Origin of the sequence: Ornithinicoccus hortensis, from assembly GCF_006716185.1 — a bacterium.
GTDB lineage: Bacteria > Actinomycetota > Actinomycetes > Actinomycetales > Dermatophilaceae > Ornithinicoccus > Ornithinicoccus hortensis.
The window spans coordinates 1,594,358-1,608,627 of record NZ_VFOP01000001.1 but is presented as its reverse complement, the minus strand read 5'-3'; the positions used below and the strand labels follow the sequence as shown (position 1 = coordinate 1,608,627).

General features: G+C 71.2%; 12 protein-coding genes. 6 read left to right on the top strand and 6 right to left on the bottom strand.

Translation table 11 applies throughout. The annotated features are described in order from the left end of the window. The first annotated feature begins 48 nt into the window (after window positions 1-48). From FB467_RS07500 to FB467_RS07490, 3 genes are all read left to right on the top strand, one after another. The gene (locus FB467_RS07500; RefSeq protein WP_141784546.1) at window positions 49-813 is read left to right on the top strand and encodes an HAD family hydrolase; all 765 of its coding nucleotides are present in this window, start codon (window positions 49-51) and stop codon (window positions 811-813) included. Further along, a complete protein-coding gene (locus FB467_RS07495; RefSeq protein ID WP_141784545.1) occupies window positions 810-3,245 on the top strand; it encodes a glycoside hydrolase family 65 protein in 2,436 nt (811 codons plus the stop codon). Before FB467_RS07500 ends, FB467_RS07495 begins: the two co-directional genes overlap by 4 nt. A gap of 106 nt (window positions 3,246-3,351) precedes the next feature. Then, window positions 3,352-3,882, top strand: a complete 531-nt coding sequence (locus FB467_RS07490; protein ID WP_141784544.1) for a hypothetical protein — start codon at window positions 3,352-3,354, stop codon at window positions 3,880-3,882. A 155-nt stretch (window positions 3,883-4,037) separates the two neighbouring features. On the opposite strand, the gene FB467_RS07485 is transcribed toward FB467_RS07490, so the two are convergent. After that, a complete protein-coding gene (locus FB467_RS07485) occupies window positions 4,038-4,553 on the bottom strand; it encodes a LysM peptidoglycan-binding domain-containing protein (protein WP_141784543.1) in 516 nt (171 codons plus the stop codon). Between the two features lie 232 nt (window positions 4,554-4,785). Here FB467_RS07485 and lexA point away from each other — a divergent pair, with 232 nt between their 5' ends. Then, window positions 4,786-5,535: a transcriptional repressor LexA gene (gene lexA / locus FB467_RS07480; protein WP_141784542.1), complete on the top strand. Its 750-nt coding sequence runs from the start codon at window positions 4,786-4,788 to the stop codon at window positions 5,533-5,535. A gap of 157 nt (window positions 5,536-5,692) precedes the next feature. Here lexA and FB467_RS07475 read toward each other — a convergent pair whose 3' ends face one another. From FB467_RS07475 to FB467_RS07455, 5 genes are all read right to left on the bottom strand, one after another. After that, window positions 5,693-6,163, bottom strand: a complete 471-nt coding sequence (locus FB467_RS07475; protein WP_141784541.1) for a hypothetical protein — start codon at window positions 6,161-6,163, stop codon at window positions 5,693-5,695. Window positions 6,164-6,268: 105 nt separating this feature from the next. Further along, window positions 6,269-7,129, bottom strand: coding sequence for a Sir2 family NAD-dependent protein deacetylase (locus FB467_RS07470; RefSeq protein WP_228393336.1), 861 nt, complete (start codon window positions 7,127-7,129; stop codon window positions 6,269-6,271). A 39-nt stretch (window positions 7,130-7,168) separates the two neighbouring features. After that, window positions 7,169-8,509, bottom strand: coding sequence for a patatin-like phospholipase family protein (locus FB467_RS07465; protein ID WP_141784539.1), 1,341 nt, complete (start codon window positions 8,507-8,509; stop codon window positions 7,169-7,171). Window positions 8,510-8,600: 91 nt separating this feature from the next. After that, entirely contained in the window at window positions 8,601-9,698 is a 1,098-nt protein-coding gene (locus tag FB467_RS07460) for an aminotransferase class V-fold PLP-dependent enzyme (RefSeq protein WP_141784538.1), read from the bottom strand. A gap of 111 nt (window positions 9,699-9,809) precedes the next feature. Further along, the gene (locus FB467_RS07455; RefSeq protein ID WP_141784537.1) at window positions 9,810-10,535 is read right to left on the bottom strand and encodes an AIM24 family protein; all 726 of its coding nucleotides are present in this window, start codon (window positions 10,533-10,535) and stop codon (window positions 9,810-9,812) included. Window positions 10,536-10,637: 102 nt separating this feature from the next. Between FB467_RS07455 and FB467_RS07450 the strand changes: the two genes are divergently transcribed. After that, window positions 10,638-11,573 (top strand): LysR family transcriptional regulator, encoded by a 936-nt coding sequence (locus FB467_RS07450; protein ID WP_141784536.1) that lies wholly within the window; start codon window positions 10,638-10,640, stop codon window positions 11,571-11,573. Window positions 11,574-11,749: 176 nt separating this feature from the next. Continuing rightward, window positions 11,750-14,161: a cell wall-binding repeat-containing protein gene (locus tag FB467_RS07445; protein WP_141784535.1), complete on the top strand. Its 2,412-nt coding sequence runs from the start codon at window positions 11,750-11,752 to the stop codon at window positions 14,159-14,161. Window positions 14,162-14,270: the final 109 nt, after the last annotated feature.

Sequence of the window (14,270 nt, the reverse complement as noted above, 5' to 3'; positions counted from 1 at the left end):
CCGACCACGGGGTGCCCCGGCACCCCCGCCGTCCCCTACGCTGGGCGGGTGCAGTGGGACGACTACGACGCAGCCCTGTTCGACCTCGATGGGGTGCTGACCCCCACGGCCGAGGTCCACATGCGGGCCTGGAGCCGGATGTTCACCGACTTCCTGGCCGACCGCGGTGGCCAGGAGCCGTACACCGACGAGGACTACTTCGCCCACGTCGACGGCAAGCCGCGGTACGAGGGGGTGGCCACCTTCCTGGCCTCCCGGGGGATCGAGTTGCCCCACGGGGATCCGTCGGACAGCCCCGACGAACTCACCGTCTGCGGGCTCGGCAACCGCAAGAACGCCCTGTTCAACGAGGTGCTCCACACCGAGGGGATCGAGCCGTATGCCGGCTCCGTCCTCCTGCTGGACCACCTCGCCGAGTGCGGGGTCCAGGTGGCCGTGGTCAGCTCCTCGCGCAACGCTGGCGACGTACTGCGGACGGCCGGGCTGGCCGACCGGTTCACCGTGGTGGTCGACGGGCTCGTGGCCACCGAGCACGGGCTGCCCGGCAAGCCGGCGCCGGACACCTTCACCTACGCCGCCGGCCAGCTGGGGGTGCCGACCTCCCTGTGCGTCGTCCTGGAGGACGCGCTGAGCGGGGTCCGGGCCGGGGCCGCCGGTGACTTCGGTCTGGTGGTCGGCGTGGACCGGGGGGCGGGGTCGAGGGCCCTCCGCGAGGCCGGGGCCGAGCTCGTCGTCGCGGACCTGGCCGAGCTCATCGTGGCCAGCGACCCGGTGGATCCGGACGAACTCGGCGGCGAGGGCGGTGCCGGATGACGCACCTGAAGTACCCCTCCCCCCACCTGCCTCCGGCCCCCGTCGACCCGCTGGACCGGACCCGCTTCCCGGTCGATAAGTGGGCACTGACGGAGACCGCATACGACACCACCGACCTGGGACAGACCGAGACGCTGTTCGCCGTCGGCAACGGCTACCTCGGCATGCGCGGCAACCCCGAGGAGGGCCGCGACACCCACACCCACGGCACCTACGTCAACGGCTTCCACGAGACCTGGCGGATCGAGCACGCCGAGGACGCCTTCGGCCTGGCCCGGGTCGGCCAGACCATCGTCAACGTGCCGGACCCGAAGACGATCAAGCTCTACATCGGCGACGAGCCGCTGCTGCTCTCCGACGCGGACCTGGACGGCTACTCCCGCACGCTGGACTTCCGCGACGGGACGCTGCGCCGCGAGGTGATCTGGGCGACCAGCGCGGGCATCCGGGTCCGGATCAGGTCGTCCCGGATGGTCAGCTTCACCGAGCGGCACGTCGCCCAGCTGCAGCTGGAGGTGGAGCTGCTGGACGGGGACGCCCCGGTCGTGATCTCCTCCCAGCTGCTGAACCGGCAGGACGGGTCGGACGAGTACCACGTCAGCTCGGCAGCCATGGGCGAGGGGCTGGACCCGCGCAAGGCCGAACAGTTCTCCCGCCGCGTGCTCGACCCGCAGGCCAGCGAGGTCCGGGACGACCGGATGCTGCTGGGCTACCGGTGCCACGGGTCCCGGATGACCATCGCGGTGGCCGCCGAGCACCACCTGGAGACCGAGTGCGAGTACAGCGAGGAGATCACCGCCGAGGAGGACCTCGCCAAGCACGTCTACTCCCTCGCCGGTCGGCAGGGCCAACCCATCACGCTGACCAAGACGGTCGCGGTCCACACCTCCAAGGGGGTGCCGGTACGCGAACTCGCCGACCGCTGCTGGCGGACCCTGGACCGGGTCGTCCCCGCGGGCCCGGAGGCGCTGCTGGCCGACCAGCGGGCCTGGCTGGATGCCTTCTGGGAACGGTCCGACGTGCAGCTGACCGGGCAGCCGGCCCTGCAACAGGCGATCCGGTGGAACCTGTTCCAGCTCGCCCAGGCCTCGGCCCGCGCGGACAACGTCGGCGTGCCGGCCAAGGGGGTCTCCGGGTCCGGCTACGGCGGCCACTACTTCTGGGACACCGAGATCTACGTGCTGCCCTTCCTGACCTACACCACGCCGCAGGCAGCGCGCAACGCCCTCCAGTTCCGGCACCGGATGCTGGGCGCGGCGCGCAACCGCGCCCACGAGCTCGCCCAGGAGGGCGCGCTGTTCCCGTGGCGCACGATCAACGGTTTGGAGGCCTCCGCCTACTTCGCGGCGGGCACCGCGCAGTATCACATCGACGCCGACATCGCCTTCGCCCTCGACAAGTACGTCCGGGCCACCGGCGACCGCGGCTACCTGCTGAATGAGGGGCTGGACATCCTGGTCGAGACCGCCCGGATGTGGGCCGACCTCGGCTTCTGGCAGGGCAACGGGACCAAGGCGTTCCACATCCACGGGGTGACCGGACCGGACGAGTACACCACGGTCGTCAACAACAACCTGTTCACCAACGTGATGGCCCGGCACAACCTCGAGACGGCCGTGTCGGCGATCACCGAACTGGCCGAGGTCGACCCCGAGGGCCACGCCCGTGCGGTCGCCCGGCTCAGCCTGGACCCCGGGGAGGTGGAGGAGTGGGCGGCCGCTGCCCGGGGCATGCACATCCCGTACGACGCCGAGGTGGGCGTCCACCCCCAGGACTCGCACTTCCTCGAGCGCGAGGTCTGGGACCTGGAGACCACTCCCGCCGACAAGCGCCCCCTCCTGCTGCACTACCACCCGCTGGTGATCTACCGCTTCCAGGTGCTCAAGCAGGCCGACGTCGTGCTGGCCATGTACCTGTCCGGGCACCATTTCACCCCGGAGGAGAAGCGGGCCAACTTCGAGTACTACGACCCGATCACCACCGGGGACTCCACGCTGTCCGCGGTGGTGCAGTCCATCATGGCGGCCGAGGTCGGCTATGCCGACCTGGCGTTGCGCTACTTCTACGCAGGGCTGTTCGTCGACCTCAACGACCGGCACGGCAACACCACCGACGGCGTGCACGTGGCCTCGACCGGTGGCGTGTGGAGCGCCCTGGTGGGCGGGTTCGGCGGGATGCGGGACAGCCACGGGCAGCTCGGCTTCGACCCCCGGCTGCCCGCGGAGTGGCCCGAGCTCTCCTGGACGATGGCCTGGCTCGGGTCGCGCCTGCGGATCACCGTGCGGCAGGACGAGATCGTCCTCCGGGTCGAGGACGGCGAGACCGTCGAGGTCTCCGTGCGCGGCGAACACCACACCGTGGGTTCCGAACAGGTTTCCGTGCCCCTCGACGGCCAGGGCCCCCTCCTGACGACGCCGACGAAGACCTCCTGACGACGCCGGAAAAGCCTTCGTGACCAGGCCGGCGAAGGCCCCTTCAGGGCCTGTCGGCCCCCCGCCGGATGCGGCGCTGCCCACGGTCTTGTGGTGAGGTGGACCCATGAACGACCCCCAGGAACTGCAGCCCGAGGACCTGACCGGTCAGGATCCGCTGCTCCCGGAGACCGGTGAACCGACCCCCGGGGAGTCGGAGATCGACCGACTGGTCGAGCAGATCGAAGGACCCGAGGACCGCACCGGCATGGCGGCCCTGTGGAGCGTCACGATGAACCTGCCGAACTGGTGGTTCATCGCGGTCGGTGAGGAGGGGATGGAGTCCCCCGCCGCGGCCGAGGTCGACGGGCAACTGGTGCTGCTGGCTTTTACCGACAGCCACCGGGCACGCCACTTCGCGGTCCAGCAGCAGATGATTGCCGAGGGCGAGGACCTCGCGGCGATCGCCCTGCCGCCGCGTCAGGTCGTCGAATCTGCCGCCGCCTACAGTTCGGCGGACATTGAGGGCCTGATGTTCGACTCCAACATCAGTGGGTTCTACCTGCCAGTCGACCAGATGGCCGCCCTGTGGGATGCGGTCATGGAGTCCGACGACGAACCCGACGAGGGCACGGAGCCCGGCCAGCCGACCGGCTGATCACGGCGCTGGCCGAGCCGACGCCGGCTCCCACGCGATCGCGTGCGAGCGCCCCTCCGGGGCCCTGACTGTGCCGGTCCGCGCGAGCCTCGCTCTCGGCCGGGCTCCGCTGTCCGGGACGGCCCGGATCAGTCGGTTCCCCAGGAGGGACGGGCTCAGTTGCCCGGGATCTCCAGGACCTGGCCGGCCTGCACCTGCAGGCTGTTCATGTCGTTGGCCAACTGGATCTGCACGATCGCGGAGTTCACCGAGAGGTCGGGCAGCTGTGTCGCGGCGATCTCGGACAGGGTCTGCCCGGGCTGGACCACGACGGTCTCGACCGAGGAGGCCCCCGCCGGGAGCACCGATCCGATGACCGCGGCCACGGTCACCGCCAGCAGGAGCGTCACCGTGCCGGTCAGGACCAGCCGACCGCGACGGGTGATCCGCCCGCGGGCCGGGGCCACGCGGGCAGGGGCTACGCGGACCGCAGCCGCCGGAACCTCGGGGGCGGCGAGCACGCGCAGCCGCGGACGGCTGACCTTCGGATCGCGCTCCGAGAGCGGCGCGACCGGCGCATGCCCCTGCGCCAACTCCCCCTCGTGGACCAGCCGCAGGTGTCCGCGGCCGCCCCGGGGGGCCCTGCGCTCCGGGGCCTCGGCCAGGTCGTGCAGTACGGGTGCTGCGCTCATGGTGTCCTCCAGCTCTGTCGTCGGTCGTCCTGCTCGACGCGTACATGCGTGCGATAGAACGTCTGTCTCATGTGTAGCACAGTCGTACGAGAAATGTCGACACGCCGCGTCGAACAGATGTTTGCCCGACGGGTCGAATGCTCGTACGCTTGTTCATGTCGGGAAGCACACCAGACGCCACCGACAGAGCGGCTGACCAGCCGTTTCAGGGCCCGAGGGGTAGGAGAAGACGATGGGCAAGATCCACGAGTTCCCGGAGCGGGACGAGGAGCGTCCCGCGCTGACCGCGCGACAGCGCAAGGTACTGGACATGATCCGCGAGTCGGTCGACACCCGGGGCTACCCACCCAGCCTGCGGGAGATCGGCGACGTCGTCGGCCTCACGTCCCCCTCCTCCGTCGCGCACCAGCTGAAGATGCTGGAGCGCAAGGGCTACCTGCGCCGCGACCCCAACCGCCCGCGCGCGATCGAGATCGTCGTCCCGGGCGCCGACGGCCAGGCCACCGGATACCGTCGCCCCGTCGGCGCCGGCGCGGCCCCCTCGGGCACGGGGGAGCACCCCGTCACGGACGTCGGCGACGAGACCGGCATCGGGGACGCGCGGCCCGAGGCGAGCTACGTGCCGCTGGTCGGCCGGATCGCCGCCGGCGGTCCGATCCTGGCCGAGGAAGCCGTGGAGGACGTCTTCCCGCTGCCCAAGCAGCTGGTGGGTGATGGCGAACTGTTCCTGCTCAACGTGGTCGGCGACTCGATGATCGACGCCGCGATCTGCAACGGGGACTGGGTCGTCGTGCAGCGGCAGCAGAGCGCCGACAACGGCGACATCGTCGCGGCGCTGCTCGACGACGAGGCGACCGTCAAGACGCTGAATCGCAAGGACGGCAAGGTGTGGTTGATGCCGCACAACGAGGCCTACGACCCGATCGACGGCGACCACGCCGTGATCCTCGGCAAGGTCACGGCGGTGCTGCGCCGCATCTGATCCCGCTCCGCACGGCGCCGTCCCCCAGGCGGCGGCGCCCCCGTGCGGCACATACCGGTGCCGCCCGCCGACCCTCCACCCCTTCGGCGGGCGGCACCGTCACGTGCAGGCCGTGCCGGCCCTGCATGCCGTGCCTGACAACAGGCTGCGCCGGCGGTCAGGCCCGCATGCCAGCGCTGCGCAGGTGTTGCGCCCCGGGATGGTGCCCCCCGGCATACGAGGCGGCATGGGCGGCGGGCACGTCGGGCGAGTATCCGGAGAGGTTGCGCGCGAGGTGCTCCTGCTCGAGCGGGACGTCCATCTCGGGGTCGGGCCCGACGGTGCCCCGGAGCCCGTAGTAGCTGAACCACTCGTCGGGCGTCGCGTGCACCCCCTCCGGTGTCTCGGTCAGCGTGGGCCCGTAGTCGATCGCCTCGCCGGAGTAGGGCACCCGGATCCCGTCCTCGTGCGGCACCGCCCCGTAGAGCGGCACGACCCGCAGCACCTCGCCGTGCTGGATCAACCCCCACGCCGGGTGGTCGTCTCGCGTGTCGAGGAAGGCCTCGAGCAACTCACCGGCCGCACGACCGTCGAGGTCGAAGACGGGGCGACCGGCCAACACCGACACCTGGTCCTTGGTCATGCTCATCGCACACCTCCGGGCGAACGGGGTCCCGGGGACGTCCCGGGTCCCTCCCCCGAACGTAGCCCTCCCTGGGCGCCCGCGGTAGTCCCGGAAGTCACCGACCGCGGCTCAGGCGAGGTCCGCGACGAGCCTGGGCAGGACGTCGCCGAGCAGCGCGTCGACGCGCAGGCTGACCTCCTCCTGCGCCCGGGTGTCACCCCGGGTCACGACCGTCACCGGGATCCCCAGACGCGCCGCCCGCCGGACGAACCGGTAGCCGCTCATCACCCGGAGGGAGGACCCCAGCACCAGCAGGGAGCGCGCGTGGTCGACCATCGCGAACGCCTGCTCCACCAACGGCTTGGCCACCGACCCGCCGAAGAACACGACGTCGGGCTTGAGTTGGTCCGAACCGCACACGACGCAGCGGGCGAGATGGAACCGGGCGATGTCGTCCTCCGGGATCACGACGTCGCCGTCCGGTCGCACCTCCTGGGTCTCGACGCGGAACCCGGGGTTCGCCTCGGTCAGCCAGTCGTGGACCACCTCCCGGGAGTACACCTCCCCGCAGTTCAGGCAGCAGACCCGGGCCAGGTTGCCGTGCAGCTCCAGGACCCGGCGGGAGCCGGCCTCGTGGTGCAGCCCGTCCACGTTCTGGGTGATCACGCCGGAGACGAGACCGAGCCGTTCGAGCTGCGCGACGGCACGGTGGGACTCGTTCGGGCTGGCTGCCTGGAAGCGGCGCCAGCCGGCGTAGCTGCGGGCCCAGTACCGGCGCCGGTTCTCCGGGGAGGCGAGGAACTCGTCATGCTGCATGGGCTGCACCCGGCGCTGGCCGTCCGGACCGCGGTAGTCGGGGATCCCGGAGGCCGTCGACATCCCGGCGCCGGCCAACACCACGACACCGCCGCCCGACACGACCTCGCGCAACCGCGCATAGGCGACCTCGTCCACCGGGGTCCGGCCGGGCAGCGTCTGCGAGGGGTCCACAGGCACACGGTATGCCGTGGCGCGGGGTCCTGGCGGAACTCACCCGGCGCTGGGCTCGGGCGTCGAACGCCCCCACGGCGTGATCCGGTCGGACCCGGCCAGCAACTCGGCCGCCCAGGCCGGGTCCTCGACGGACTCGTGGGGCGGCCGCACCGGCGCGGGGCGGGAGACCAGGTGGGGTGCGTAGCGGCGCATCGAGTCGTCGCAGACCAGGTATCCGTGCCGCTCCAGGACCATCTGCTCGGCCGGATCGAAGGCATCCAGGTCCGTCCGCACCCGGTTGATCACGGCGACCGTCCCCGGCGGGTAGTGGCGGGCGTCCCCGGTAGGACGGTGCTCCGGGACGGCAGTGGCCACCGCGTTGGGGGACTCCAGCGACCAGGTCGCCCCGTGGAGCAGCCCCTGCGAGAAGCACGCGCGCAACCACCGGAGCCGGGTGGTGTGCCCACCCGAGGAGGCGATCGACATCAGGTGCCACCACCGGCCGAGGACCGACCCCGGGCCCCGGCCGCGGGACACCGCTCCCCCGTCGCTGACCAGGACCGCCTCGTGGTCGGCCCAGACCTGCTCGAGGGCCAGGTTGTCCACCACTCCCCCGTCGACCAGCTCGATCCGCGTCCCGATCAGCTCGTGGACGAGCGGCTCCTCGTCCGGGTCGGGGACACCACCCACCAGTCCGAGCGCCGCCCCGTCGAGGACGAGCGGCTCGAAGATCGGCGGGTAGGCGAGCGAGGCGGTCACGGCGTCCACGACCCGCAGGCCAGGCGGCGGCGCGGCATACCCCAGCCGGTGGTCACCGACCCGACCGTGTGGCGCGCTGCTGCGGGCGTCCGCGAACGACCACGTCACGCCGTAGCCGACCTCGGTCGCACTGGTGAGCACGGCCGGCCCCGCCCGCCGGACATCGCGCAGGTCCCGGTCCCACCAGGGCACGGCACCCAGGAGCTCGGCGGCCACCGCCTGGGTCGTGGCGGCCGTGCCGCCCCTCCGGGGACGGAGCCTGGCCAGCAGCGCCGGGGTGCGCACGTTGCGCGATGTCAGCCGGCGCAGCGGATCGACGACGAACTCCTCCAGGCCGCCGACCCGACCCGAGGGGCCGAGCGGGTCGGGCCACTCCAGCCGTGGGTCGGTGAGCAGGTTGGCGACGATGGCGCCTCCCGAGACGGCACTGACCGTGCGCAACCGGCCGAGCACCCCCAGCTCGTCGAGTCGGCGGACCGCGCCGAGGTGGAAGAGCGAGGCCCGGAACCCTCCCCCGGACAGGCAGAGCGCGGTGCCGTGCCGGGGGCCGGTGGCGGCCGGCCCGTGGTGCGCGGTGGCCCGCGCCGCGTGGAGCTGCGCGGCGACCGGGTCACCGGTCGGGGCGTGGAACTGGAGCACGCTGCCAGACAACCCCCGACGCGTGACGTCCCGGTGAACGCCACGCGCACCGACGGGTGACGTGGTGGCGACCAGTCCGGGATGGCCCCCGTCAGCCGGCGAGCGTCCGGAGCACGAGGTCCACGTCCTCCTGGGTGTTCCACAGGTGGAAGGCGATCCGGACCCCGCCACCCCGGGAGGCCACGGTCGCGCCCGCCCCGGTGAGCCGCCCGGCCAGCGCCCCGTCCGGGTCCGGCAGCGCCAGCACCGGCCGTCCGCACGGCTCCTGCCCCAACGTCTCGCGGACCTGGTCGGCCAGGCCCCCGACGTGGGCGCGCACCGCCTCCATGGACAACTGCGCAAAGACCTCCCCGGCGGCCTGGGCACCCACCCAGCTGAGCCAGGCGGGCGAGACGTCGAACCGGCGGGCGTCGCCGGCCAGCTGCATCCCGGGACCGTAGGTCGAGTCCCAGATCGACTCGCCCGCATACCAGCCGGCGCTGACCGGCCGGAGGGACTCGGTCAGCTCGGGCCGGATCGTCAGGTAGGCCGTCCCGCGGGGCTGGCACAGCCACTTGTATGCCGAGCAGACGGTGAGGTCGAACAGGTCCGCCTCGACCGGCATCCACCCCGCGGCCTGGGTGGTGTCGCAGAACGTGCGCGCGCCGTGCCGTCGGGCGGCCTCGGTCACCGCCGCGACGTCCACCAACCGGCCGCAGGCACTCTGCGCCAGGCTGAACACGACCAGGTCGGTGGTCTCGGCCACCGCGTCGGCCAGCCCCTCGCGCGGCACGAGCCGCACGGTGACGCCCCGGTCGGCCTGCTGCTGGACCAGGAACGGAAAGAGGACGGAGGTGAAGTCGTCCTGGATCGCCACGACCTCGGCCCCGTCGGACAGCGAGGCCGCCACCATCCCGGCGAAGACGGAGGTCTGCGCCCCGGTGGCCACCCGGTCGGGGGACACCCCGACCAGTCGGGCGTAGCTCTCGCGGGCGGCGTTCACGGAGGCGTCGTACCTGGTCGGACAGGCCGTCCCGGCCGCCCACTCGGCCACCGCCTCCTGCATGGCCGTGACCACAGCGCACGGGGGAAGGCCCAGGGTGGCGGCGTTCAGGTAGCCGGGCACCCGGTCCCAGGAACGGGCGGCCTGGTCGGCCACCTCCCCGGGACGGGCATCGGTGAGCTGCGGTGCGGCGGTGACGGACGGCATACCCCCACTGTCGCCGAGATCGAGTCATCACACAATGACGTATGTGATTGAAGATTGGTAACTCAGCCTAATGATCGCAGGTCAACGACGCGTCATCCGTCCCCACGGCGATCAGTTGCCGAACAGGTCACCCAGGCCGGATCCGGACGAGGAACCCTGCTGGTGCCCACCGGTCACGACCCCCTCGGACGGCTGGACCAGGACGTGCCCCTGCCCCCCGAAGGCCATCTGGATGGTCTCCCCCGAGCCGCCGCGCACCAACGACTTGAACCCGCCGGTGTCGATCTTGACGTCCATCCGCACCCCCGAGGTCCACAGCACGACCGCCTGTGCGTCGGCGAACGTCGGCGCGCTCGCCACGTCGAGCGCGACCGGCTCCCCGTCGGTGGTCACGGCCACGTACCCGGTCCCGCTGAGCTCGACGTTGTAGAGCCCGCCGGCCATCATCCCGCCCTTGGCCTGCACCCGGCGGATGTCCCAGTTGATCGAGCCCGAGAAGGCCAGCACGCTGTTGCCGTTCACCGAGACCAGGTCGTTGTCCAGGTAGAGGATCTGGATGTCGGCGGCCGCGTCGGCGAGGAACATCTCCCCCTGCCCGTTGCAACTCATCAGCCGGACGCCCTCACCGGTGACCGCGGACTTCACGATCCGGTTGAGCCCTCCCGAGCCCTTGTTCTCGAACCGGACATCCCCCTGGTAGGCGACCATCGAGCCGGCCTTGGCCCAGACCTGGCCGTAGGCCATGGACACCTTGAGCATCTTCTTGTTCTGTAGGACGAACGGGTCCGCGGACTGGTTCTCCTCGAACTGCTGGAACAGTGATCCGTAGATGGTCATGCCGGAAGTATGCCGAAACAACCGTCATCCGTCACCGGTCATGGCCGATGACAACCTGACCACGCCCTCCCATTTTTCATTATCTTGCGTTATGGTCTGCGGATGTTCGACGCAGCAGGTCTTCGTGTCATGCGAGCGATCGCCGAGAAGGGGAGTTTCACGGCGGCCGCGCACTCCCTGGGCTACACCCAGCCCGCGATCTCCCAGATGGTGCGGCGCCTGGAGAAGCGCAGCGGTACGGCACTCGTCGAGCGCAACGGCCGTTCGGTGCGGCTGACCGAGGCCGGCGAGGTGCTCGCCCGGCACGCGGTCAACGTACTGGCCGCCCTGGACAACGCCCAGGCCGAGGTCTCGGCCATCGCCGGACTGCAGGCGGGACGGGTCCGCCTGATGGCCTTCCCCTCCTCCTCCGCCACCCTGGTCCCACGGGCGCTCGCCCGGGTCAAGGCAGCACACCCCGGCATCGTCGTGCAGTTTTCCGAGGGCGAGCCGCCGGAGTCCTTGGCCGCGCTTCGCGACGGCACCTGCGACCTCGCGGTGGCCTTCACCTACGACGGCACCGACGTGGGTCGCGGCGAAGACGACCTGCAGGGACTGGTCGTGCTCGACGTCCTCGACGACCCGGTCCTGGCCGCGCTGCCGGCCGACCACCGCCTCGCCGACCAGGACGTGGTCGACCTGGCCGACCTGGCCGGGGAGTCCTGGATCGCCGGCTGTCCCCGCTGCCGGGGTCATCTGCTGTCGTTGAGCGAGAGCGCCGGCTTCACGCCCGAGGTGTCCTACGAGACCGAGGACTACGTGGCGGTCCTGGGCCTGGTGGCCGCGGGCCTCGGGGTCGCGCTGGTCCCCCAGCTCATCCTCACCTCGGTGTCCCACCCCAACGTGGTGACCCGCCCGGTCCGCCCGCACTCCAGCAGGGCCGTCCAAATGGTCACCACCCCCGACCTGCAGCGGGTTCCGGCCGTCAAGGCGACCCTGGACGCGCTCTGTGCCAGCGCCCGCGAACTCGAGGCGGACCTGCAGGTCACTCCGGAGTGACGAATCGGTGAACAGCCCGTGAAGACAGGCATCCTCGGGCGACCGTGCACCCCACCAGTTCGACCAACGGCGGACCTACCTGTTAAGTTCGTGTCCGCGGACGGGCTATCTAGTTACCCGCCGTCGGGGGGTGCCAGGAGAGGGACCGCCCGTTGCGCAAGATGAAATGGGGAAACGTGTCACAAGCAAGCAGCAGGACCCGTCGCGGCCTGGTGGCCGTCGCGGCGTTCGGGCTCCTGGCAGGGATGGCTCCGGCCGTCACCGCCGGTGCGGCTCCGGATTTCAGCGACGACGCGCAGGCGCACATCACCGACGAGGTCCGAGCAGACCTCGACAAGAACGGTGAGGCCAACGTCTGGGTTCACTTCAGCAACCGTCCCGACCTGTCGCAGTTCGAGGGCCTCAACTGGTCCGACCGCGGCAAGGCGGTCAACGACGCGCTGCGTGCGGCCGCCGACGAGAGCCAGGCCGACCTGCGCGCCCAGTTGGACGAGGCCGGTGTGGACTACAAGTCCTTCTACATCACCAACGCGATCAAGGTGAACTCGGCCGACCTGGACCTGGTCGAGTCGATGGCCGCGGACGCTGGCGTGGACAAGATCTACCCCGAGTTCGAGGTCGTGCAGCAGGAGCCGGTGTCCAAGACCGCCAGCGGGACTGCTCCGCAGGCCACGGAGTGGGGCCTGGACAACATCAACGCCCCCGCTGTGTGGGACCTGGGGTACACCGGTGAGGGCATCGTGGTCGCCACGGTCGACACCGGTGTGGCCGGTGAGCACCCGGCCCTGGCGGACCACTACCGCGGTGCCGAGACCGGCAGCGACGACTACAACTGGTTCGACCCGCAGGGCGGCGCCGACAGCCCGACCGACTACGACGAGCACGGCACCCACGTGACCGGCACGATGGTCGGCGACGACGGCTCCGGCAACCAGATCGGTGTCGCTCCCGGCGCCAAGTGGATCGCCGCCGCGGGCTGCTGCCCCGACGACGAGGCCCTGATCTCCTCCATGGAGTGGATGCTGGCCCCGACCCCGGTCGGTGGCGGCGAGGGCGACACGGACATGCGTCCGCACATCGTGAACAACTCCTGGGGCACCACCGCCCCCTCGAACGACCCGTTCGGTGAGGAGATCCAGGAGGCCTGGGCCGCCGAGGGCATCTTCGGCGTGTGGTCCAACGGCAACAACGGCCCGGAGTGCAACACCTCCGGCTCCCCGGGCAGCCGTACGATCAACTACTCGGTCGGCGCCTACGACGTGAACAACACGATCGGCGACTTCTCCTCGCGCGGTCCGGGTCAGGACGGCGAGATCAAGCCGAACATCTCCGCTCCCGGCGTGAACGTCCGGTCCTCCGTGCCGGGTGACGGTTACGCCAACTTCAACGGCACCTCGATGGCCGCCCCGCACGTTTCGGGCGCCATCGCGCTGCTGTGGTCCTCCAACCCCGACCTGGTCGGTGACATCGAGGCCACGACCGAGCTGCTGAACACCACCGCGATCGACACCGCGGACGACCAGTGTGGCGGCACCGCCGAGGACAACCCGGTCTACGGTGAGGGTCGTCTCGACGCCCTGGCCCTGGTCGAGGCCGGCGCCGGCGAGGAGCCGGAGCCCCCGGCCCTGGAGGTCGAGCGGATCGAGGGTCAGCACCGCTACGCGACCGCTGCCAACATCTCGGCCACCTACGGTGACGACGTGAGCACGGTCTACGTGACCACCGGTCAGGGCTTCGCCGACGCGCTGGCTGGCGGCTCCGCCGCGGCCAACGGCCAGTTCGGCACCCTGGAGACCCCGGAGGGCGACGCCGCTCCGGTTCTCCTGGTCCGTGGCCTCGAGGACGACCTGTCCTCCGAGAAGTTCCACTCCGAGGTCAAGGCCCAGCTGGAGGCCCTCTCCCCGGACAACGTCGTGGTCCTGGGTGGCACCGGCGTGGTCTCCGAGGGCATCGAGGCCGAGCTCGGTGACTACGCGGCCAACGTGCGCCGCATCGGTGGCGAGGACCGGTACGAGACGGCCGCGCTGCTGGCTGCCGAGTTCGACTCCCCCGACACCATCTACGTGGCCCGCGGCAACGGGGACAAGGCCTTCGCCGACGCCCTGGCCGGGTCGGCCGCGGCCGGCCGGGACAACGCCCCGGTCCTGCTGGTGAAGGACACCGAGGTTCCCCCGGCCACTGCCGAGGTCCTCGCCGACAACCCGGACGCCACCGTCGTGGTCCTGGGTGGCACCGCCGCCGTGTCCGACGCGGTCTACGCCGAGGTCGGCGCCTCCGAGCGCCTCTCCGGTGACAACCGCTACCAGACCGGCCTGGCCGTGTCCGCCGGGTACGAGGCCGCCGACGTGGTCTACGTGGCCACCGGCCAGCAGTACGCCGACGCCCTCGCCGGCGGTGCTCTCGCCGGCTCCGAGGACGTCCCGGTCCTGCTGGTCCGCGGTAGCGACGACAACCTGTCCGGCAAGTTCGGTGCCGGCATCGAGGAAGAGATCGCTCGCCTCGGCGCCAGCAAGGTCGTCATCCTCGGCGGTACCTCCGCGGTGTCCCAGGGCATCGAGGACGACATCGCCGACGGCGCTGACGACTGAGGTAGTCACCACCTGAGCAGCACACGCTGACTCACACCGAGGCCGCCGGGCCGGGGAACCACTCCCCGACCCGGCGGCTTCGTCATACCCCCGCACCCCCTGCAGGATT